Source organism: Bradyrhizobium sp. RP6 (genome assembly GCF_003837805.1).
Classification (GTDB): Bacteria; Pseudomonadota; Alphaproteobacteria; order Rhizobiales; family Xanthobacteraceae; genus Bradyrhizobium.
On record NZ_RQIT01000006.1, the window covers coordinates 74739 to 96120 of the forward strand.

Annotated in this window: 25 protein-coding genes; 16 read left to right on the forward strand and 9 right to left on the reverse strand. The window is 64.8% G+C overall.

Annotated features, from left to right (window positions below; genetic code table 11):
- Positions 1-4 precede the first annotated feature (4 nt).
- The 3 genes from EHH60_RS14600 to EHH60_RS14610 form a co-directional block, all read right to left on the reverse strand.
- Positions 5-676: a dienelactone hydrolase family protein gene (locus EHH60_RS14600; protein WP_124160161.1), complete on the reverse strand. Its 672-nt coding sequence runs from the start codon at positions 674-676 to the stop codon at positions 5-7.
- Between the two features lie 160 nt (positions 677-836).
- A complete protein-coding gene (locus EHH60_RS14605) occupies positions 837-1172 on the reverse strand; it encodes a hypothetical protein (RefSeq protein ID WP_124160162.1) in 336 nt (111 codons plus the stop codon).
- 3 nt (positions 1173-1175) lie between these two features.
- Positions 1176-1961, reverse strand: coding sequence for an alpha/beta fold hydrolase (locus EHH60_RS14610; RefSeq protein ID WP_124160163.1), 786 nt, complete (start codon positions 1959-1961; stop codon positions 1176-1178).
- A 357-nt stretch (positions 1962-2318) separates the two neighbouring features.
- Here EHH60_RS14610 and EHH60_RS14615 point away from each other — a divergent pair, with 357 nt between their 5' ends.
- The 3 genes from EHH60_RS14615 to EHH60_RS14625 all read left to right on the forward strand — a co-directional run bounded on the left by EHH60_RS14615 (position 2319) and on the right by EHH60_RS14625 (position 6545).
- On the forward strand, positions 2319-2810 hold the full coding sequence (locus EHH60_RS14615) for a (2Fe-2S)-binding protein (protein ID WP_124160164.1): 492 nt from the start codon (positions 2319-2321) through the stop codon (positions 2808-2810).
- Positions 2807-5092 (forward strand): xanthine dehydrogenase family protein molybdopterin-binding subunit, encoded by a 2286-nt coding sequence (locus EHH60_RS14620; RefSeq protein ID WP_124160165.1) that lies wholly within the window; start codon positions 2807-2809, stop codon positions 5090-5092. The genes EHH60_RS14615 and EHH60_RS14620 overlap by 4 nt, the downstream gene beginning before the upstream one ends.
- Before the next feature lie 358 nt (positions 5093-5450).
- Positions 5451-6545: an HD-GYP domain-containing protein gene (locus EHH60_RS14625; protein WP_124160166.1), complete on the forward strand. Its 1095-nt coding sequence runs from the start codon at positions 5451-5453 to the stop codon at positions 6543-6545.
- Between the two features lie 94 nt (positions 6546-6639).
- Here EHH60_RS14625 and EHH60_RS14630 read toward each other — a convergent pair whose 3' ends face one another.
- Together EHH60_RS14630 and EHH60_RS14640 are read right to left on the reverse strand one after the other, a co-directional pair.
- Complete coding sequence (locus EHH60_RS14630; RefSeq protein WP_124160167.1) at positions 6640-8220, reverse strand: AMP-binding protein; 1581 nt, start codon at positions 8218-8220, stop codon at positions 6640-6642.
- 226 nt (positions 8221-8446) lie between these two features.
- The gene (locus EHH60_RS14640; protein ID WP_124160169.1) at positions 8447-8857 is read right to left on the reverse strand and encodes a VOC family protein; all 411 of its coding nucleotides are present in this window, start codon (positions 8855-8857) and stop codon (positions 8447-8449) included.
- Positions 8858-8976: 119 nt separating this feature from the next.
- Here EHH60_RS14640 and EHH60_RS14645 point away from each other — a divergent pair, with 119 nt between their 5' ends.
- From EHH60_RS14645 to EHH60_RS14660, 4 genes are all read left to right on the forward strand, one after another.
- Positions 8977-9951 carry a Bug family tripartite tricarboxylate transporter substrate binding protein gene (locus tag EHH60_RS14645; protein WP_124160170.1) on the forward strand — a complete coding sequence of 325 codons (975 nt, stop codon included), beginning with the start codon at positions 8977-8979 and terminating at the stop codon, positions 9949-9951.
- Positions 9952-10100: 149 nt separating this feature from the next.
- Entirely contained in the window at positions 10101-10379 is a 279-nt protein-coding gene (locus tag EHH60_RS14650) for a DUF3551 domain-containing protein (RefSeq protein ID WP_124160171.1), read from the forward strand.
- A gap of 92 nt (positions 10380-10471) precedes the next feature.
- Positions 10472-10921, forward strand: a complete 450-nt coding sequence (locus tag EHH60_RS38055; RefSeq protein WP_245454497.1) for an ArsR/SmtB family transcription factor — start codon at positions 10472-10474, stop codon at positions 10919-10921.
- A complete protein-coding gene (locus tag EHH60_RS14660; protein WP_245454501.1) occupies positions 10888-11265 on the forward strand; it encodes an SRPBCC family protein in 378 nt (125 codons plus the stop codon). The genes EHH60_RS38055 and EHH60_RS14660 overlap by 34 nt, the downstream gene beginning before the upstream one ends.
- A gap of 98 nt (positions 11266-11363) precedes the next feature.
- On the opposite strand, the gene EHH60_RS14665 is transcribed toward EHH60_RS14660, so the two are convergent.
- Positions 11364-12611, reverse strand: coding sequence for a S1C family serine protease (locus tag EHH60_RS14665; protein WP_124160174.1), 1248 nt, complete (start codon positions 12609-12611; stop codon positions 11364-11366).
- Between the two features lie 200 nt (positions 12612-12811).
- On the opposite strand from EHH60_RS14665, the gene EHH60_RS14670 reads away from it, so the two are divergent.
- The 4 genes from EHH60_RS14670 (at position 12812) to EHH60_RS14685 (ending at position 15300) form a co-directional block, all read left to right on the forward strand.
- Positions 12812-13429: a hypothetical protein gene (locus EHH60_RS14670; RefSeq protein ID WP_124160333.1), complete on the forward strand. Its 618-nt coding sequence runs from the start codon at positions 12812-12814 to the stop codon at positions 13427-13429.
- On the forward strand, positions 13416-13790 hold the full coding sequence (locus EHH60_RS14675) for a transcriptional regulator (protein WP_124160175.1): 375 nt from the start codon (positions 13416-13418) through the stop codon (positions 13788-13790). Before EHH60_RS14670 ends, EHH60_RS14675 begins: the two co-directional genes overlap by 14 nt.
- A gap of 30 nt (positions 13791-13820) precedes the next feature.
- Positions 13821-14561: a di-trans,poly-cis-decaprenylcistransferase gene (locus EHH60_RS14680; protein WP_124160176.1), complete on the forward strand. Its 741-nt coding sequence runs from the start codon at positions 13821-13823 to the stop codon at positions 14559-14561.
- 253 nt (positions 14562-14814) lie between these two features.
- On the forward strand, positions 14815-15300 hold the full coding sequence (locus EHH60_RS14685; RefSeq protein WP_124160177.1) for a Crp/Fnr family transcriptional regulator: 486 nt from the start codon (positions 14815-14817) through the stop codon (positions 15298-15300).
- On the opposite strand, the gene EHH60_RS14690 is transcribed toward EHH60_RS14685, so the two are convergent.
- Positions 15239-16066 carry a metallophosphoesterase family protein gene (locus EHH60_RS14690; RefSeq protein WP_124160178.1) on the reverse strand — a complete coding sequence of 276 codons (828 nt, stop codon included), beginning with the start codon at positions 16064-16066 and terminating at the stop codon, positions 15239-15241. The genes EHH60_RS14685 and EHH60_RS14690 overlap by 62 nt on opposite strands.
- A gap of 156 nt (positions 16067-16222) precedes the next feature.
- Here EHH60_RS14690 and EHH60_RS14695 point away from each other — a divergent pair, with 156 nt between their 5' ends.
- The 3 genes from EHH60_RS14695 to EHH60_RS14705 all read left to right on the forward strand — a co-directional run bounded on the left by EHH60_RS14695 (position 16223) and on the right by EHH60_RS14705 (position 17731).
- Complete coding sequence (locus EHH60_RS14695; RefSeq protein ID WP_124160179.1) at positions 16223-16909, forward strand: DNA-3-methyladenine glycosylase I; 687 nt, start codon at positions 16223-16225, stop codon at positions 16907-16909.
- Between the two features lie 26 nt (positions 16910-16935).
- Positions 16936-17229 carry a DUF1330 domain-containing protein gene (locus EHH60_RS14700; protein WP_124160180.1) on the forward strand — a complete coding sequence of 98 codons (294 nt, stop codon included), beginning with the start codon at positions 16936-16938 and terminating at the stop codon, positions 17227-17229.
- Between the two features lie 202 nt (positions 17230-17431).
- A complete protein-coding gene (locus EHH60_RS14705) occupies positions 17432-17731 on the forward strand; it encodes a hypothetical protein (RefSeq protein ID WP_124160181.1) in 300 nt (99 codons plus the stop codon).
- Between the two features lie 117 nt (positions 17732-17848).
- Here EHH60_RS14705 and EHH60_RS14710 read toward each other — a convergent pair whose 3' ends face one another.
- Positions 17849-19261 (reverse strand): sensor histidine kinase, encoded by a 1413-nt coding sequence (locus EHH60_RS14710; protein ID WP_124160182.1) that lies wholly within the window; start codon positions 19259-19261, stop codon positions 17849-17851.
- A 105-nt stretch (positions 19262-19366) separates the two neighbouring features.
- Positions 19367-20467, reverse strand: a complete 1101-nt coding sequence (gene dinB / locus EHH60_RS14715) for a DNA polymerase IV (protein WP_124160183.1) — start codon at positions 20465-20467, stop codon at positions 19367-19369.
- Between the two features lie 43 nt (positions 20468-20510).
- Between dinB and EHH60_RS14720 the strand changes: the two genes are divergently transcribed.
- Positions 20511-20954 (forward strand): TspO/MBR family protein, encoded by a 444-nt coding sequence (locus EHH60_RS14720; protein WP_124160184.1) that lies wholly within the window; start codon positions 20511-20513, stop codon positions 20952-20954.
- 95 nt (positions 20955-21049) lie between these two features.
- Positions 21050-21259: a hypothetical protein gene (locus EHH60_RS14725; protein WP_124160185.1), complete on the forward strand. Its 210-nt coding sequence runs from the start codon at positions 21050-21052 to the stop codon at positions 21257-21259.
- Positions 21260-21382 lie beyond the last annotated feature (123 nt).

Sequence of the window (21382 nt, forward strand, 5' to 3'; positions counted from 1 at the left end):
CGCTCTACATCAAATGCTTCGCGAAGAACGCCATGCTGCGCGGCCAGGCGATATCGGCGCTGGCCTTGTCGTAGCTGGCGCGCTCGTCGCAATGGAAGCCGTGCTGGGCGCCCGGATAGATGTGGACTTCGACCTCGGGCCGCTTGTCCCTGATGGTCTCGACGTCGGCGAGCGGAATGCCGGCATCCTTCTCGCCGAAATGCAGCTGGGTCGGCACCTTCGGTGTCTCGTCGGCGAAGCGCACGACGGCACCGCCGTAATAGCCGATCGCGGCCTTCAGGCCGGTCAATCGCGTCGCCGCGACGAAAGCGACGCTGCCGCCTAAGCAAAAGCCGATGATACCGACGGGCCCGACGCTCTTCACCGCATCGATCGCAGCTTGCGTGTCGCGCAGCATCGCGGCCCAGTCCGGGTTGGCCACGAACTTGCGCGCCTCCGCGATCTCGTCGGGCGAATAGCCCGACTGGAAGTTCGGTGCGGTCCGATCGAAGATCGACGGCGCGATCGCGACATAGCCTTCCCCGGCAAGGCGGTCGCAGACCGAGCGGATGTGGTGATTGACCCCAAAGATCTCCTGGATCACCACCACCGCGCCCTTCGGCGTGCCGGCGGGGTCAGCGCGATAGGCGCCGAGCTGGAAATTGTCCGAGGCCGTCAGCTTGATGTCCTGTCCCACGTGGGTTGTCCTTCTTGGTTGTCGATCCGAAATTCTCCCCTCATCCTGAGGAGCGCGCACCTGCGCGCGTCTGGAAGGATGAAAGGCCGAGATGCAGCAGCCGCGCCTGCATCCTTCGAGACGCTTGCTATGCAAGCTCCTCAGGATGAGGGGTAACACCTCACTCCCACATCCAGTTCTCGCCGTAATCCTCCTTCCATCCTGCCAGCCGCCCGTGACGGAATTGCAGGAACAGGCGGTGACGGTAGGGGATCAGTCCGCTGCCGCCGATGTTGCGCAAAGCCAGATAGATCTCGTTGCCCGGACGTCCCCGGACATATCGCAGCGGCTGGCCGAGGGCGCGCGCGGTCTGCTCCGCATCCATCCCGAAGGCGAGCGGCGTGTTGTTCGACAAGGTCGCGACGAAGGGCTGGCGCGGCGGCACGGTGCCGAACGGTTCGGCCTGCGCAGATATCGACAGCAGCATCGCGCCCGCGGCCAGCATCATCAGCTTCATCGCCTACGTCCTTGCTTGATCGACCTGTGCCGGCAAGTTCTTCAGGAAAGGCCCGACCGCGTCAACAAAAGCCTTGGGCTGATCGATGTTGACGGCGTGTCCGGCGGCGGGGATCACGACCTTTTGTGCGCCGGGGATCTTTGCTGCCATGTAGTCGGACGCGGCGAGGAAAGGCGTGTCGTCGGCGCCGACCACAATCAGGCTGGGCACCTTGATGTCGGGCAATAGCTCGATCACGCGCGCATCGCGCTGGGTCAGCATGCCGCGCGCGGCAAGCGCCAGCCCTCTGGCGTTGCGATGGCTGGCGGTGGCGCGCTCGCGCGTGGCCGATTTCAGCACGCCGAGGCCTTCGCGATCGAGCCTGTCGGCGGTGGCAAGCGCCCGCGCGTTCCACGCCTCGCGCGCGTCGTCCTTCTTGAAGCCAGGGCCGGTGTCGATGATCAGCAGCGCGCGGGTCCGCTCCGGATGCGCGCGGTAGAACGCCAGCGACATGTAGCCGCCGAGCGAGAGACCACCGATGATGGCGCGCTTGGCGCCGACCGCATCGAGGATCGCCGCCATGTCGCCGACAGTCAGCGCTTCGCTGTAGGCGTTGGGATCATCGGGATAGTCGGACTGGCCGTGGCCGCGCATGTCCCACACGATCAGCTTGTGATCCTTCGCGAGCGCGTCGACTTGCCCATGCCACATCGCCGAGGTCGAGGAATAGCCGTGCGTGAGCAGCAATGGCAGACCTTCGCCATGAACCTCGTAGTAGATGTTGACGCCGTCCCGATCGATCTCAGGCATTGCTTCCGCCCTTTCGTTTTTGTTGCAGTCGCGACTTCAGTGCTTCCCCCTCCAGCTGAGGGTAAGGGTCGCGGTTGGCCCCATTCTACTTTGCCAAGTTACCTCGAAGAAACTGCCTGAATGCGATGGCACGCATGCCGGATGCACGCGCTGTTGTGTCCAGTGGCTGCGTCGCCGCCCTTGGCGCGGCGCACAACTGGCGGCGCGGAGGTCGTTTGTTCGACTGCTTCCAAATTGCATTTGCCTCCGCGCCTGAACCCGATCATTCTCGACGCAAGGCTGACGCCAGCCCGGTGGGCGTCCGCCATTCAAGTTGCCGCCGTAAGCGGCTTCATGCACCGGCAGGGGAAGACGCCTATGCCAACACTCACCATCAACGGGCGGAGTCTGTCCGTGGATGCGGCGAACGACACGCCGCTCCTCTGGGCGATCCGCGAGCAATTGCAGATGACCGGCACCAAGTTCGGATGCGGTGCCGGGCTGTGCGGTGCCTGCACGGTGCACGTCAACGGCGAAGCCGTGCGCTCGTGCCAGACCATGGTCGGCGACGTCGCCGGCAAGAAGATCACCACCATCGAAGGCCTCTCCGCCAAGGGCGATCATCCCCTGCAGAAGGCGTGGATCGCCGAGCAGGTGCCGCAATGCGGCTACTGCCAGTCGGGGCAGATCATGCAGGCCGCCTCGCTGCTTGCGAGGAATCCCAATCCGACCAAGGAAGAAGTGGTCGCGCATATGGACGGCAATCTCTGCCGCTGCATGACCTATTCGCGGATCCAGAAGGCGATCATGCGCGCCGCGTCCGAAATGCGCACCGCGTCCACCACCTCCAGCGAGCGGAGGCCCACATGAAGGAGCACGTCAAGAACGTCGTCCCCGCGACGACCGATCTCAGCCGCCGCTCCTTCCTGGTCGGCACCGCCGCGATCGGTCTCGTGCTCGGCTATGCCGGCGTGCCCGGCATCGATGCTGCCGCTGCCGCGGCGCCCGCCAATTTCGAGCCGAGCGTCTGGTATGCGATCTCGCCGGATGGTCTCGTCACCGTGACCTGCGGCAAGGCCGATATGGGCCAGCACGTGGCCTCCACCATGGCGCAGCTCGTCTGCGAGGAACTGGGCGCGAAATGGAGCGACATGCGCGTATCGCTCGCCTCCAACGACCCCAAGTTCAACGATCCCGTCCTGGGCGCCCAGATCACCGGCGGCAGCTGGTCGACCATGATGAACTTTGACGCCATGAGCCGCGCGGGCGCCGCCGGCCGCATGGCGCTAACGGAAGGTGCGGCCGCCGCAATGGGCGTGCCGGCGTCGGAGCTCGTGGTGCGCGATTCCATGATCGTGCATCCGAAGTCGAAGAAGCAGATGTCATTCGCCGAGATCGTCAAGAGCGGCAAGGCGACCAAAACCTTCACGCCGGACGAGCTGAAGGCCATCAAGCTGAAGACGCCGGACCAATACACCATGATCGGGGTCTCGGTGCCGCAGCTCGACATCCCCTCCAAGACCAACGGCACGGCCAAGTATGGCATCGACGTGATGCTGCCGGGCATGGCCTATGGTGCGGTGGTCACGCCGCCGGTGCGCTTCGGCGCGACGATGAAATCGGTCGACGACAGCGCGGCGAAGAAGGTGCCGGGCTTCATCAAGGCCGTCACGCTCGACGACAAGACCGGCACGACGTCGGGCTGGGTCGTCGCCGTCGCCAGCACCTACGCCAACGCCAGGAAGGCGGCGCAGGCGCTGAAGATCGCCTATGACGGCGGTCCGAACGCGAAGCTGTCGAGCCAGTCGCTGCTCGATGAAGCCAAGCGGCTCCAGAAGCTGGAGGATTCCGGCCAGTTCTTCGTCAAGGACGGCGATCCCGTTGCTGCCTTCGGCTCGGCGGCCAAGGTGGTCGAGGCCGAATACACCACCAGCATCAACATCCACGCGCCGCTGGAGCCGATGAACGCCACCGCGGAGTTCAAGGGCGACATCCTGCACATCTATTCCGGCAACCAGTTTGCGACGCGCTCCGGGGCGATCGCCGCAGGCGCAGCCGGGATCGATCCGAAGTTCGTGGTGATGCACCAGCATTGGCTAGGCGGCGGCTTCGGCCGGCGTCTTGATGCAGACATGATGATTCCGGCGGTGCAGGCGGCGAAGGCGGTCGGAAAGCCGGTCAAAGTGATCTACTCGCGCGAGAACGACATGACGATGGATTTCTCGCGCCCGCTCACCTACCAGAAAGTGAAGGCCGGCGTGGACGGTGACGGCAAGCTGATTGCGATCAGCCACGACGTGGTCTCGGCCTGGCCGACCGCGCGCTGGGGAATCCCCGATTTCCTGACGCCCTCGGTCGACAAGAAGGGCCCGCTCGATTCCTTCACGGTCAATGGAGCGGACTTCTTCTACACCGTGCCCAACCATTATGTGCGCGCGATCAAGAACGAGCTCGCGCACAATGCCACGCCGTCCGGCCAGCTTCGCTCGGTGGCGCCGGGCTGGACCTTCTGGGCGGTGGAAAGCATGATCGACGAGATTGCTGCTGCGACCGGCAAGGATCCGGCGCAGTTCCGCATCTCGCTGCTCGACGGCGCCGGCAAGAACGACGGCGGCGCGCAGCGGCTGCGCAACACGCTGCTCGCCGCGATGGGATTGTCGGGCTATGGCACCCGGCAATTGCCGACAGGCGAGGGCATGGGCGTCGCCTGCGTGTCGTCGCAGGAACGCGCGAGCGCAAGCTGGACGGCGTGCGTGGCTCACGTCGCCGTCGCGCCGTCGGGGGCCGTGACCGTGAAGAAGCTCACGGTCGCAACCGACGTCGGCACGCAGGTGCATCCCGACAATATCCGCGCCCAGGTCGAGGGCGCGGCGCTGTGGGGCCTGTCGCTGGCGATGTACGAGAAGGCGACGCTCAAGGACGGTGGCATCGAGCAGACCAATTTCGACAGCTACACGCCCTTGCGCATGAGCCAGACGCCCGAGATCGCGGTCGCCGTGATCGCCAATGGCGAGAAGGCCACCGGCGTTGGCGAGCCCGCCGTGACCGTGGTGGCGCCCGCCATCGGCAACGCCATCTTCAAGGCCAGTGGCGCCCGTGTCCGCGCCCTGCCGATCACGGCGGAGGCCGTGAAGGCGAGCATGAAGGCGTAGGGCGGCCTGCGATTGCTGAACGAGTTGATCCGCCGGAGGGCCAACCTCCGGCGGATTTGTTTCGAGGAGGCCCCGCATCTCCTCAGCGCCCGTCATGCCCGGCTTGTCCCGGGCGTCCACGTTCTCCGTGCTCCGGGCCAAGGCCGTGGATGGCGGAGGAAATTCCCCTTATCCATCAACGCCCTTTCTACTGTGCATGGGGGTTGTTTTCACTTTTTGAAGTTCCTGGCCGCGGAACCCGAATCCCCTAAAATTGCATCCAATTCCCCAAGGCTCCATTGAGCACGCCTCTTAAGGGCCGGAGAACCTGATGCGGCTTAGGTTGTCTCCAAATCCAGTCCCGTGCTTTGGGGAAGTCATGAACGCCGCAGCCAAACCCGCCGCCAAACGCCGGCTTCTGCTCGCCTCCGATCGCAGCGACGAGAGCAGCGAGCTCGCCAGCATCTTGAAGGCGGTCGGCGACGTCTCGACGGTGACGACAGAGGCCATCCCCGCCCAGCCGGCGCGCGATCTTTCCGGCCTCGTGGTCGACATCAACCTGCGCTCGCCCGAAAGCGTGCAGCGGGTCCGCGACAAGCTGCGCGGCGATGCCTACCGTTCGATGCCGCGGCTGTTCGTGCTCGCAGACGCCCTGCATCACGGCACCATGCAGGCCTGGGCGTTAGGGGCCACCGATACCATCTCACGCCCGCTTCAGGCCGAGGCCATCTTGCAGCGCATCCGCGCCGCCTTCCCGGACACTGCGGCCTATGACGCGACCGATCGCGGCAAGACGCTCAACCGCGGCGTCGAGGCGGCGCATGCGGTGCTGACCAGGATGTTCGAGAAGCTGCCGCTCGGCGTGCCCCTGAACTTCGACGACATCATTGCGGCCGAGAGCAAGATCCTGAAGGCGATCAAGCATTCCTCGCTGCGCGAATGGCTGACCACGGTCGGCTGCCACCATGTCGGCAGCTATCGCCATTGCCTGTTCGTCACCGGCTTCGCCGTCGCCTTCGCCCAGCATCTCGGCATGCGCGATGACGACCAGCGCCGCCTGACCCGCGCCGCGCTGCTGCACGACGTCGGCAAGGCCTTCGTTCCCGCCTGGCTGCTCGACAAGCCCGGCAAGCTCACCGACGAGGAGATGGCCGAGGTCCGCCAGCATCCACGTCGCGGCTATGAAGCGCTCGCCGCGCAAGGCGGCTTCCCGCCGGAGATGCTGGACGTGGTGCTGCATCACCACGAATTCCTTGACGGCTCCGGCTATCCGAACGGCCTGTCGTCGAACCAGATCAGCGACATCGTGCGGCTGACGACAATCGTCGACATCTACGCCGCCCTGGTGGAGAAGCGCGCCTACCGCATGCCCTTCACCCACTCCCGCGCCTTCACGATGATGGAAGGCATGGGCGGCAAGCTCGACCAGCAGCTGCTGCAGGCGTTCCGGCCGGTGGCGCTGGGATCGTTCTGACAACCTATCCGTCATTCCGGGGCGCGCGAAGCGCGAACCCGGAATCTCGAGGTTCCGGGTTCGGTGCTTTGCACCGCCCCGGAATGACACTCAATCACCCCACCATCTTCCTGAGCTCCGCCTTCGCCACCTTCTCCAGCGTCGAGCGCGGCATGTCGTCGACGAATCTTATCTCGCGCGGCACCTTGAAGTCGGCGAGGCCCCTTCGGCAGGCCGCCATGACTCTGTCATGCAGGTCGGGCGCAGCGCCCGTGACGCCGCCTTGCGGGATGATGAAGACGACCGGCACCTCGTCCAGCATCGGGTGCGTCTTCGCCACCACCGCCGCCTCGCGCACGCCGGGGACCACCGCGATCACCTGCTCGATCTCGGAGGCCGCGACGTTCTCGCCGCCGACTTTCAGCATGTCCTTGGCGCGGTCGCCGAACTTGATATAGCCGTTCTGAAGCCGCTCGACGCGGTCGCCGGTGAGGAAGAAGCCGTGCTCGTCAAAGCTCTCGCGCGTCGCCTTCTCGTTGTGCAGATATTCGGCGAACAGCGACAGGCCGGGGATGCCCTTGATCGAGAGATTGCCGGTGCCGCCGACTTCCGTCGGCCGGCCGTCGTCGTCGATGATGCGGATCCGATATTCGGGCGCGGCGCGGCCGATCGACATCGGGGTGTTGGGCTGATCGACCTCGCCGACGATGCCGTGGGTGATGGTTTCGGTCATGCCCCACCAGCCGATGATCTTGATTCCGAATGCGGCAAAGGCCGGCGGCTCGTTGATCGCCGTGCCCCACAGCCGGAATTTGTGGTCCTTCGGGATCTCCTGCTCGAGCAGGGCCTTCATGCAGAACGGAATGGTCGAGGTCCAGGTCGCGCCATGCTCGCGCGCGACGCTCCAGAACCGGCTGGCGGAGAAGCGCGGCTGGATCACGCAGGATCCGCCGACCCACAGCGTCGCCAGCATGGAGTAGGCCAGCGCATTGGTGTGGAACAGCGGCAGATAGGTCTGGTGCACGTCGCTCGCATGCAGATCCTCGTGCGCGGCGTTGATCTTGGCGCCCCACAGCGCGTTGGCATGGGTCCACAGCACCGCTTTGGGCCGCCACGTGGTGCCGGACGTGTACTGCACGCTGCAAGGCGCCAGCGGATCGGTCGCGCGCTGTGGTCGGTCGGCGCTGTCGGCGAACAGCGCTTCGAAATTGTCGCCGCGCGAGACGGCCTGCGCGGGCGCCGTGCCGGAATCATGTGAGGTCACCGCCATCCAGCGAATGTTGCGGCAGTTCCGCGCGACGACTTCCGCATAGGCCGGCTGCGTGATCGCGGCGACCGCGCCGCAATGATCGGCGAAATATTCGATCTCGGCTGGCGCCGAGCGGGTGTTGGTGGTGACCGCGATGGCGCCGAGCTCGACGCAGGCAAACCAGGCCAGCAGCGCCTCGATGCAATTGTCGAGGTGAATAAGCACATATTCGCCGGGCTTGACGCCACGCCTGGCCAGCCCTGCCGCGAGCGCGCCGACTCGCTCGTGAAATTCGCCGTAGCTCCAGTGCCGTGCCGGCGCGTCGAACGGCGCCCAGATCAGGAACGGATGCGAGCTGCGCAGCTCGGCGCGCATTTTGAGCAGCCAGGGGACGTCGAGCCCGTCAAACGGTCCGACGATTCCGGCGGCGGTTTTCTGGATAGCCATGTGTCCTCCCGTGCAGCCTGCATCTTGCCGGCGGCTGCTTTTTGATGATTGCGTCTTCCTGCCATCGGACGACGCGGGAAGCAAATCGGGGGGCAAGCGGCTGCGCTCTCTCCTCCGTCATTGCGAGGAGCTCTTGCGACGAAGCAATCCAGGGCGCGTCCGCGGATACAGTCTGGATTGCTTCGCTGCGCTCGCAATGACGGAGCCTGAGGCGCGCGAGCGCGCCTCAATCCTCGTACGACGAAATCTCGATCAAGCTGCCATCCGGGTCCCGGCAATAGACCGAACACAATGTGCCGCGCGCGCCTTGCCTCGGGCTCGGGCCGGCCTCGATCGCGACGCCATGTGCCTGCAAATGCGCCACCACCTCGTCCGGTGTGGCCGAGGTGAGAAAGCACAGATCCTCGCTGCCGGCGGTCGGGTGGCCGGCCGTGAACCACTCCACCTTGTCGGCATCGCGTTGCCGGACGTTGATCTTCTGGTTACCGAATTCAAGGAAAGTACGGGGCGCTTTGCCGCCGCCGGGATCGAACAGCTTGACTTCCATGCCGAGAATCTTGCGATACCACTCCGCGGTGACTGCGACATCGCTGACATTGATCACGAGATGATCCAGGGCGTGAACCTTGAGCGGCATGTCTCATCCTTTCGTCACGATGCGCCGCGCGCACTTTCCGCCTGCGGCAAGCTTTGTTACAACCGACGCGACTTTCAAGCTATCCGACTTTCAAGAACAACACTGGGAGAACCCTTGAGATGATCACTCGCCGTACCGCGCTGGGCCTGCTCGCCGCCAGTCCGCTTGCAGCCACCCCGCTGTCGAAGGCCCTTGCCGCCGATTATCCGGCCCGTCCGGTGAAATGGGTGGTCGGCTATCCGCCGGGCGGGGCCACCGACATCCTGGCGCGACTGATCGGCCAGCGGCTCTCGGAAAAGCTCGGCCAGCAATTCGTGATCGAGAACAAGCCGGGCGCCGGGAACAATATCGCCACCGAATCGGTCGTCAATGCCGAGCCCGACGGCTATACGCTGCAGCTGGTCAATCCGGCCAACTACATCAATGCCTCCCTCTACCCCAATCTGAAGTTCAACTTCGTGCGCGACATCGCGCCGGTCGCTTCGTTCCAGCGGGTGCCGAACGTGATGACCGTGAACAAGGACGTCCCGGCCAAGAACGTCGCCGAGTTCATCGAATATGTGAAAGCCAATCCCGGCAAGGTGAACATGGCCTCGTCCGGCAACGGCACCTCGGTGCATCTGTCCGGCGAGATGTTCATGGCCATGACCGGCTGCAAGATGCAGCACGTGCCCTATCGCGGCGCTGCGCCCGCGATTACCGACATGCTCGGCGGCCAGGTGCAGGTGATCTTCGACAACATGCCCTCGATCATCCAGCACATCCGCTCCGGTGCGCTGCGCGCGATCGGCGTCACCACCGCGCAGCGCTCCCCGCAACTGCCGGACGTGCAGGCAATCGCCGAGACCGTGAAGGACTACGAGGCCAGCGCGCTGTTCGGCATGGGGGCGCCGAAGAACACGCCAAAGGAAATCATCGCCAAGCTCAACGCCGAGGTCAACGCGCTGATGAAGGAGCCCGACATGACCAAGCGCCTGGTCGAGCTCGGGGGCGAGCCGCGCGTGCAGACCCCGGAGGCGTTCGGCGAGGAGATCAAGGCCGAGACCGAGAAGTGGAAGAAGGTCGTCGAGTTCGCCGGCCTGAAGGTCGAGTAGCGATCTTGTGATGACCGAGATGGAGCCCTGCCGTTCGGCAGGGCTTTTTTCTTGCGCGCACGATTCCGTTGATCTGGAATAAAGGGGCGCAACGAAACCTGATGGTATGTGGGGCCGTATCTCGCGTCACCAAGAGAGGAATTCGAATCATGCGCATGATGCAATTGGCGCTGCCGGCGCTGGCCACGATGGTTCTCGTCGGTTTCGCCGCCAGCACCCCCGCCACAGCGCGCGACTATCCCTGGTGCGCGCAGGGCGGCGAGTACGATTATCCCGGCGAATGCGCCTACAGCACCTATGAGCAATGCCAGGCCAGCGTCTCCGGCCGCTTGCTGTTCTGCGACCGCAATCCTCGCTTTGCCTACGGCCAGCAACAGGTCCCTCAACCGCGGCCGCACCGGCGCATGCGGCCTGTCACTCCGTACTGATCGCGCTACGCTCGCCTGATCACGCAGTCGTGCGGACCCGTGCGAACGGGTTCCTGCTTGACGCCTTTCCGCTCGCGTCTATACTAAACCACATGGTTAAGTATAGGGACGAGACGCTGGACCGGACCTTTGCGGCGCTATCGGACCCGACGCGGCGTGCCCTGCTGGCGCGTCTCGGCGAGCAGGACGGCCTGACGGTGAGCGAGCTGGCCGCGCCGTTTCCGGTCTCGCTGCCGGCGATCATGAAGCATCTCGACGTGCTCACGGATGCCGGCCTGATCATGCGGGAGAAGACCGGACGCACGGTCGCCTGTCGGCTTACCGCGCAGCCGATGGAGCAGGCGATGAACTGGCTCAATCGCTATGCACAGTTCTGGTCCCACAATTTCGATCGCCTCGCCGCCTTCGTGGAGGATGAGAAATGGCCGCCGCCGCCAACGCCGCCGAACGCCCGGCAGAACGTCCAAGCCTCACGCTCACGCGCCAGCTCCGCGCGCCGCCCGAAAAGATCTACGCCGCCTGGACGCAAGCCGCGCAGCTAGCGCAATGGTTCGGGCCGCCGAACATGAAGCCGGCGACGCTTCAGGCCGAGCTCGACGTTCGCGTCGGCGGGCGCTACCGCATCAGCTTCACCCGCGACGACGGCGAATATTTCGAGGCCGGCGGCCTCTATCGCGAGGTGGTGCCGAACGAGCTTCTCGTCTTCACCTGGGCCTGGCACTCGACGCCGGAACGCGAGTCGCTGGTGACGATCTCGCCGAAGCCGGACGGTGCCGGCACCCTGATGGTCTTCCATCACGCCCAGTTCTTCGACGAGGCCGCGCGCGACAACCACCGGCGCGGCTGGAGCTCGTTCCTCGACAAGCTCGACGCCTTCGTCGCCTGACGCCAGGGAGAACGCCATGCAGCACCATTAGATCGTCTCGCGCGAGCAATGGATTCCGCTTTCGCGCGGAATGGCAGCGGAGCTAACCGTGGCTCATGCTACCGCTTCGCCTCAGCCTGCTCCGTCGCATTGCACGAGATCAGCATCGTGTAGGGCCGGGCGTTGGTGGCGATGTCGGTGGTCTTGAGCTCGCTCTTCGGTTCGGCGGTCTGATAGGGCACCACGGAATTGTCGAGAAAGTCGCGCAGCACGCCGGTCTTGATGGCGAAGTTGATGTTCTCGGGAATATTGCCGGTCGCTACGGCGATGCGCAATGCCGGGATCTTTGCGGTGACCACGCCCACGACCTGGCCTGTGTTATCGAACAGCGGCCCGCCGCTATTGCCGGGCTGCACGGGAGCACTGATCTGCAGGAAGCGCGAGTCGTTGCGCATGCCGCTGAGCGAGCTCACGATCCCCGTCGTCACGGTGAAGTCCGAGGTCAGGATTCCGTGATAAGGAAAGCCGATCGCGACCACGGAATCGCCGGAGCGGATCGAGCGGTCGCGGATCCGGGCAAAGTCCTTGAATGTCGTGGTCGACGGCGCCTGCAACAAAGCGAGATCGTTGTTGGCATCGCTCGAGACGACGCGCAGCACCATTGCGGCTTCGCCGGTGAGATTGCCCTTGATGTCGCCGACGCAGCCGTCGATCACATGGTGATTGGTGACGATGTGCCCGCCCGTGCTGACGACGAAACCGGTGCCGCTCCTGGCTCGGGCAGGTTTGCCGCCGGCCGGCGCTGCCGCCTGTTTCTCCGCCGTCGCCGCCGGCTTGGCCGCACCCTTGGTGAAATCGCCGGCCTTGCTGAGCCCGTCTGCCTTCACCCGCGTGACGCAGTTCGCCAGCGCCGCGATCAGCGGCGCCGTCGACGTCAGCACAAATTGGAGTGGCTTGCTGCCGTTGGTCGTCACCACCATCAGGCTTGCCTTCTGGAAGGTGCGAGCGACGTTGGGGGGCAGGATGGTCGTCACCATATTGGTGGTGCCGGCGGTCGCAAACAACCTGGCCTGCTCCTGGCCGTCGAAAATGAAGTCGATGGGAGCGGTATCGCCCTTGTTGAAGCGAAAGCTGGGGCTGGCAAAGCTCAGCAGCCAGGAGCCGGCCGCATTCTGCGCGACGAAGAGACTCACGCCGTTGGCGTAAGGTGCGGTCGCCGCGCAATGGGAGAACGCGCCCGTCTCGTCATTGCTGAAGGCGCCGCCGGCCCAGTTGCCGACATTGACGGTGCCGAACGGCCCCGCCGCGTTCGCCCCGACCAAACTCACTTGCAACACGAACGCAACGACCAACGACCTCAACCACATACCCCAGCCCCCGGTAAACGCACTCGCATCCATCTTATCCGCGAGGGTAGGTGAGGCGCAACCGTCAGTTGTTCGCTCTCGTCCGGCTGGCCGCGACGATTGGAGCTTGCATATACTTTGCAGTGCCGTATGCTTTGCGGTACAAAGTAGCGGGGCTGTTGCCTCGTCATGTTCGGGTGGAACGAGGTTTTGGCGTGCCGATGCGCGATCTCGACAAGGCACTGGCCGACATCGTGGCGATCCGCAGCCAGATCGCGGCGGGCACCGCCTTCCGCGGCTACGGCCCGGCGACGATGGTGGCGACCGGCGCCGTCGCGCTCATCACTGCGGTCCTGCAGTTCTGGCTGCTGGACGACCCCACCGGCGAGCCGCTCGGATTCTTCATCGGCTGGTTCAGTGCCGCCGTGCTCTCGGGGTTGATGATCGGCATCGAGATGCGGGCGCGTTCGCGCCGTCACCATTCGGGCCTGGCGGATGCCATGATCCACCAGGCGGTCGAGCAGTTCCTGCCGGCAGGCGTTGCCGGCGTGCTGCTCGCGGTGGTGATGTGGAAGTTCGCGAGCGAGACACTGTGGCTGCTCCCGGGCCTATGGCAGATCCTGGTGTCGCTCGGCATCTTTGCCTCGGTCCGCTCACTGCCGCGCACCGTTGCGCTCGCCGGCGCCTGGTATTTCGTGTCCGGCTTCGCAGTGGTGGTGCTGGCGAGCCGAACCCACACGCTGTCGCCATGGACCATGGGACTGCCCTTCGTGATCGGGCAATCGGTGATGGCGGCCATTCTGCATTTCGCGTCCGGAGACAACGATGTCGAAGATTGACAGCGCGCCCTTCTCTTACGAAGGACTCGACCGCGTGATCCACGAGAAGGCGAGGCTCGGGCTTCTGACCTCGCTTATGGCGCATCCCAAGGGGCTGGCATTCGGCGATCTCAAGCAGCTTTGCGGCCTCACCGACGGCAATCTCAGCCGGCACCTTGCCGTGCTCCAGGAGGCCGGCCTCGTCGAGGTGACCAAGGGCTACGAGGGCAACCGCCCGCACACGACCTGCCGCCTGACCAGGGCCGGCCGCCGCCGTTTCCTCGACTACCTCGCCGTGCTCGAGCGGCTGGTGCGCGACGCGGCGAAAGCCGCCGGCCGCGAGGCGCCGCCGCTCGGCCGCCTCGGCATCGCCTCGACCTGATTCTCCCCTTCATTGACCGGAGACTTTGCAATGCAGAGCGAAGCCACGTCGCGCAACGAGAAGCTTCATGTCGGCATCATCATGGACGGCAACGGCAGATGGGCGACGCGGCGCGGTCTGTCCCGCGTGCGCGGCCACGAGGCCGGCGTCGAGACCATCCGCCGGATCGTCGAGGCCGCGCCCAAGCAGGGCATCGGCACGCTGACACTTTACGCCTTCTCGGCCGACAATTGGCGGAGGCCGAGGGCCGAGGTCGCGGCGCTGATGACCTTGCTGCGCTTCTATCTCGCCAACGAGGTGCAGAGCCTCGTCAGGAATGGCGTGCGCCTCACCGTGATCGGCCGCCGCGACCGGCTGCCCGACGGCATCGCCACCGCGATCACGCGTGCCGAAGAGGCGACCGCCCGCGGAAGCACGCTGCATCTGCGCATCGCCGTGGATTACTCGGCTCGCGACGCGATCCTCAATGCGGCGGCCAAAGCGGCCGCGCTCACCAGCCTCACCCGCGAAGCGTTCTCGCAGCTCGTCACCGGCGAGGCTGGCCTTCGCGACGTCGATCTCATCATCCGCACCTCGGGCGAGAAGCGGCTGTCGGACTTCCTGCTCTGGGAGGGCGCCTATGCCGAGCTGCACTTCACCGAGCGGATGTGGCCCGAGTTCAACGCGGGCGATCTTGCCGAGGCGCTTGCCGCGTTCCACGGCCGCGAGCGCCGCTTCGGCGGCCTTCGGGCGATCGTGCCGGAGGAGGTGCCCTCGCTCTCGCGGGTGTGACGCACGGCACGCGAAAACGCGCTGTTCGTTTTCAGCCGCCAGGTTGGCAGCACCGACCACGCGGCCGGTGCGCGGCCTCGGGACAAGCGCGGCCTGGCGACGGAGGCGATTTTTGGGATACCGGCCCTGGAGACTGGCGCGGTCCACCTCCCCAAATGCTTCCGCGCCCGTCATAGACGCGTTGATTTGTCGTGTGGCACGGATCATGCTCTGGTCTGGGGCGATAGGGTCCGCAGCGACGGGAGCTTCTGCGATGCGCGCAGTCCTGGATTATTGCACCGGCGGAACGGAGCGGCAGGTCGCCGCCGGCACGCTGATCGTCAACGAGGGTGGCACCAGCGGCCACCTCTACGTGCTGATGCAAGGCAAGCTCGAGGTGCTCAAGGGCGAGATGGTGGTGGCCACCGTCACCGAACCCGGCGCCGTGCTCGGCGAGATGTCCGTGCTGCTGGGTCAGCCGCACACCGCCACCGTGCGGGCCTGCTCGGACGCGACCGTCTATGAGTTCGAGGACGCCGCCTCGTTCCTCGAGAAGGAGCCGGGTGTGGCCCTGCTGATCGCGAAAATGCTGGCGCAGCGGCTCAATGTCGCCAACACCTATCTTGCCGATCTCAAGCGGCAATATGCCGGCCACGGCACGCATCTGGCCATGGTCGGCGAGGTGCTCCAGAGCATGATCAACCTGCCGTCGCTTGAGGTCTCGCCAGGCTCGGATCGGAAATCCGATCCAAGAATGTGAGCCAGTCGGGCGGCGCCTCGATGGGGGCGGCGGGGCGCTTCAGCGGCGCATTCATGTCGATCCACTGGGCCTCACCGGCCGCCAGCCAGAACGCCTTATCCTCGTCGAGGTCGAGGACGATGTAGGTCGGCGGCCGGCCCGGTTGCAGGCCGGTGTTGAAGACCCAGGTCTGGCCCAGACGGTCGAACCACGAGCCGCCGGTGATGAACGGCGACTGGTGCACATGGCCCGAGATCACCATCGACGGCTGGTATTGCGTGATCCATTGCACCAGCTCGACGTCGCCGAAAAAGCGCTTGCCGCCCCAGCTCGTCGGTGAATCCGCCGGCGGCGCATGGTGCGCCCAGATCCAGCGCCGCAACCGGCCAGCGGCGGCATCGCGCAGCTGCTCGACGATGCGCTGCTGCACCAGAGGCCCATCCCACCACGGGCACACCGTGAACATTGTGTCGCCGATGCCGAGGCTCTCGCCGTCGCAGGCGATGCCCAGCTCGCGCACCTCCGAAATCCAGCGCGCGATCTTCTCGCCTTCGGTGTTGCGCTCGTCGAGGTCGTGATTGCCGGAGCAGAGGATCACGCGGGTCTGCGCGGCAAGCAGCGCGAGGTATTTCTTCACCACCACGATCTGGGCGCGGAAGTCCACGATCGAGCCGATGTCGAGCGCGTCGCCCGCGAAGATCACGAGGTCGAATTGCGGCGCCGCGCTGACCAGCCAGTCGAGCTGGGGCAGCGAATAGTGCAGGTCGGCCACGACCAGGCAACGCATCAAAAATCCGTCGGCGAGAGCTTGAAAATGTCTGGGAATTCCAGGCGCCACGAAGCAAGAAGCGGACCAGCATGGCCGCTCCTGGGCGTCATCGTTGCGGGGCTGGACCGGTTCATCGAATTCTGATGTCGTGGGCGCCCTAACGCGGATGCCCGTATGACCCCCTTCAAGACCATTCGCACGCGGGCCGAGAAGCGCAAAGGCGGGCCCAAGGCGCTGGAGAAACTGATGCCGGCCCGGCCGGACCTCGAGCGGCTGGCCAGGCTCGGCGACGACCGCATCCTCGCCGAGATGACCAGGCGGGTGTTCAGCGCCGGCTTCGCCTGGAGCGTGATCGATTCGAAATGGGACGGTTTCGAAGACGCCTTCCTGCATTTCCAGCCCGCCAAGCTCACCTTTCAGCCCGAAGATTATTGGGAGGGCCTGCTGCGCGACGCGCGCATCGTGCGCAACGGCGCCAAGATCATGTCGGTGCGCGACAACGCCGCCTTCGTCCAGGAGATTGCAAGGGAGCACGGCAGCTTCGGAAGGTTTCTGGCGAAGTGGCCGTCGTCCCAGGAGATCGGCCTGCTCGATCTGCTCAACAAGCGCGGCAGCCGGTTAGGGGGCAACACCGGCCAGATGCTGCTGCGCTTCGTCGGCTGGGACGGTTTCGTGACGTCCAAGGATGTGGTGGTCTGCCTGCGCGATGCAGGTCTCGACATTGCCGAAGAGGTCAAGTCGAAGGGCGATCTCGCCAAGGTGCAGGCGCAGTTCAATGCCTGGGCCGAGGAGACCGGCCTGCCCTACACCTATCTGTCACGAATCTGCGCGCTGTCGGTGGGCGAGAACCGCAGCGAGTAGTCCTCGCAACAACCTGGAGAAGAACGATGGCGAAAGCCTATTGGGTTGCGACCTATCGTGCGATCAAGAACCCCGATGCGATGGCCGCCTATGCCAACGTATCGCGCCAGGCGATCGAAGCGGCGGGTGGCCGCGTGATCGCGCGCGGGATGCCCGCAGCCGTCTTCGAGCTGGGCCAGATGGAGCGTGTCGTTCTCATCGAGTTCGACCGCGTCGCAAGCGCCAAGGCGGCGTATGAGAGCCCGGTCTACAAGGCCGCGCATGACCTGCTCGGTGATGGCGCGGATCGCGATATCCGGATCGTTGAGGCTGTCGAGTAACGCGCGGGAACAGCCAGATCGTGTGCATCCTGTGGCGATCTCGTGCCGCGAGCGCGGCGGAGGGAACGCGCGATCACGAAATACATTTTGCAGGAACATTTGCCCCCAGCACCTGTTCGGACTGGAGCCAAGCGGACAAGGGTGCAGGGAACGCGCGCTCCCGCCCGGGCCAATGAAACCGGACACAGAAACGGAGCAGCTCATGAAGCTCACATCCGAACAGGTGAAGCAGACCGTCAACCAACTCGGCGCTCAGGTGCTGCCCGACGAACATCCGGCCATGCCGCAGCTCAACAGCATGTTCGGCGAGCACACCTTCTTCGTCGACGAGATGGGCCTCAAGGTCCTCGAGCCTGCGGGATCGCTTGGCGCCGACACCGACCGCCAGAGCGGCGAGGTCGTCAGCCTCGCCGATTGGGGGGACTCCGATCTGACGCGCCTGATGGCGCATGAGCCCGAACCGACCGGCGTGATCGTGGTGTTCGAGCACGTGAGGCATTGAGCGGCCTGAGCGGATCGACTTTCATCGGTGGCGGGCCTGAAAATCCGTCACCGTCGGTCGCGCTTGGCGAGCGCTCAGTTTTCGCTTCCTGAGGCGGCTCCAGCATGGCCGCCGGAATCATGCCTGGAGCGGGATCTCGATGGCGATCTGAGTCCCCGGATCCGTCGTGCTCTCGAGACGCAGGCGCCCGTTCAGAGACGAGGCCACCAGATTAAAGGCGATGTGCAGCCCCAGGCCGGCGTGGCCGCTCTCCCGACTTGTCGTGACGAACGGATCGAAGACGTGCGCCTGTAATTCGTCGGGAATTCCGACGCCTTCATCAGCACAGACGAGGCGGACGGATGTCGGGTCCGGCTGGCTGACCGTGATGACAAACCGGCCACCTCTCTTGTCGGGATACGCATGCCCTGCGGTATTGAGGGCGAGATTGCTGATCACCTGAGCAAGCGCTCCGGGGTAGCTGTTGAGCTTGATTCCCGCCGGGCATCGGACCTCGACCGTCAGGCCATGATGCGACAGCAATGGCCCGAGCCTGGACGTCAACTCCGACAGCCAGTCCTTGAGCTCGAATTTCCGCCGGTCCTCGTCGGCTTGATGGACGGCGACCTGCCTGAAGCTGTGCACCATCTCGGATGCGCGGTGCAGATTGTCGAAAGTCAGATTGAGCCCCTGCTTGAGCCTGTCGATGCCCTTGGTTAGATCGGAACGCCGGACCGATGCTCCGCCCAATGCGTCAGCCATCGTTTGCAGGTCGGTCTGCATGGTGGTCGAGGTCGTCAGGGCGACGCCGAGCGGGGTGCTGACCTCGTGCGCGACACCAGCAACCAATTGGCCGAGCGAGGCGAGCTTTTCGGCCTGCACGAGCTGCTCCTGGGTTGCGCGCAGGTCGCGCAGCGATTTCTCCGAGCGTTCCTTTTCCCGCTGCAGCGCCTCCGACGTCCGGAATTGTCTTCGCGCCCGGTACTCGCGCGCAGCCACGGCATAGAGCGACAAGGCATAGGCGTTGCCGACGAGAGAATGATTGATGAATCTCAGGCCCGCCGGCAGTGCCGGCGCGAGCGTCTCGGCGACGATCAGTGCCAGCCATGACAGCACGCAGAAAATCGCCAGCGAGCCGATCCGCAACGGCAGCATGGTCGAGACGAACAGGATGATCATCATCATGCCGGGCGCGGCAAACGTGAAGCCCGACGGCAGCACCAGATAAATGCTGGGCAGGATGCAGCCGGGAATGACGCAATAGACGAGGAAGATCGTCTCCGCCCAGGGCTTCATCCATCGCCGTGACAGCAGCGCCGTCAGCGGCAGCAGGATAAATACGGCCGTGCCGCCGCGGATTGCGAGCGTGATCGGAACCACTTCGGGGTACAGCACCCAATCCCAGAGCGCGTAGCCGGCATAGGTGGCGGCGCCGAGCAGCATTGCGATCTGCGTCCATCCGAGGCTGCCCCGGACATATTGGTCGACAAATCGCCGCTCCTCGATGCGGTCTTCGAAGCGCAGTCCGAGGCGTATCAATAAGGCAAGCATTCCAACATCAATCGCGAAAAGACCTGTTTGACGTCTCTACGACAGGTTTTGGGCCGCGTCGCTGCTAAAGATGTCGCGTTCGCCGAAGCGGTCGCCCGGCGGGATTCAGATGCCCAGCGTCAACTGCGGCTCCGCATCGCCACCGACCTGGAGCGAAGACAGCGAGACCCCCAACAGCCTGACGCGCTTGGGCAGCGGTATCTCGGCTTCGAGCAGGCCGCAGGCCAGCCGCTCCAGTTCGTCCCGGCCCGCGACGGCCGCGGCGACGGACCTGCTGCGCGTGATGATCTCGAAGTCGGCGAACTTGACCTTCAGGGTAACGGTGCGGCCGCGATTGCCGGTCGCCTCGCAATGGCGCCAGACCTTGTCGACGAGGGGTCTGAGTTCGGCGACCAGCGCGTCGAATGCGTCGAGGTCGATCGAGAACGTGTTCTCCGCACCGATCGACTTGCGGATCCGGTTGGCCCGCACCGGCCGCTCGTCGACGCCGCGCGAGATCCAATAGTAATAGGCGCCGGACTTGCCGAAGTTCGCGTTCATGAATTCCAGCGTCTGGTTGCGGATATCGCGGCCGGTGAACAGGCCGAGCGCATTCATCTTCGCAGCTGTCGCCGGGCCGATCCCGTGGAACTTGCCGACCGGCAGCGTCTCGACGAAGGCCGGCCCCATCTCCGGCGCGATCACGAACTGGCCGTTGGGCTTGCGATGATCCGATGCGAGCTTGGCTAGGAACTTGTTGTAGGAGATGCCCGCCGAAGCGTTGAGGCCCGTCTCGGCCTTGATCTTCTCGCGGATCTTCAGCGCGATGTCCCGCGCCAGCGGGATGCCTTGCAGGTTCTCCGTCACGTCGAGATAGGCTTCATCCAGCGACAACGGCTCGACGATGGCCGTGTGCTCGGCGAAGATGTCGCGGATCTGCCTCGAGATCGCCTTGTAGACCTCGAAGCGCGGCTTGACGAAGATCAGATCGGGGCACTGCCTCCTGGCGGTCACCGATGGCGTGGCGGAGCGAACGCCGAACTTGCGCGCCTCGTAGCTCGCGGCTGCGACGACGCCGCGTTCCGCGGAGCCTCCGACGGCGACCGGCTTGCCGCGCAGCTCCGGATTGTCGCGCTGCTCCACCGACGCATAGAACGCATCCATGTCGATATGGATGATCTTGCGCACCGGCGAGGCGTCGCCGGTCACCGTATCGGATTCGCTCATGGAAAGATGATACAATCGGGCAGGAAGAAGCGCGAGGTGATGGATGCTTCAGTTGCTGGTCTTCGTCGTCGCCGTGGTCGGCATCGGCTGGCTGATCGGCGCGACCAATCTCCCCGGAGAGTGGTATGCGAGCCTGGCCAAGCCGGATTTCGTGCCGCCGAACTGGGCGTTTCCGGTAGCCTGGACCATCCTTTACATCATGATCGCCGTCGCAGGCTGGCGGACCTATCGTCGCGCTCCGTCGGGAAAGGCGATGCTGGTCTGGACGGCCCAGCTGGCGCTCAATTTCATCTGGTCTCCGGTCATGTTCACGATGCACCAGATCGGAGCCGCGCTCGTCATCCTCATCGGCCTGTTCGTCGCGATCGTGACCTACATCGGCCTCCAGATATCGCGAGACAGGCTGGCAGCCGCCTTGTTCGTGCCTTACGCGGCATGGGTCGCATTTGCCGGCGTGCTCAATGCGGCGATCTGGCGTTTGAATTGAGACGTTCATTCTCAATCAATCTCAAACAGCAATCCCGGGCTTGTGAGTGGCAAGCATGGGCACGCGATCTAATATGAGGGCGCGGAGGACAGCCAATGCAATACAGCTCCGAGCTCATTCAGACGATGCGTCAGGCCCTGGAAGCCGTGATGGCGAACGTGCCGGCCCATCAATCGGTCTTCGGTCTCAAAGCGGCCGTGGCCGAATGCATCCTGAAAGCCGCCGCACACGGCCAAACGTCATATGACGGCCTGGTGACGTCCGCCTCCGATCAGGTCCAGGCGATTGTCGCGATGCTGACGTGAGTGGCGGCATGAAAACCGCTGGTAAAATCTGGCGCACCCGACACGATTCGAACGTGTGACCTTTGCCTTCGGAGGGCAACGCTCTATCCAGACGCTCGTCTTCGCTCGCTTGATCGGTCGTAA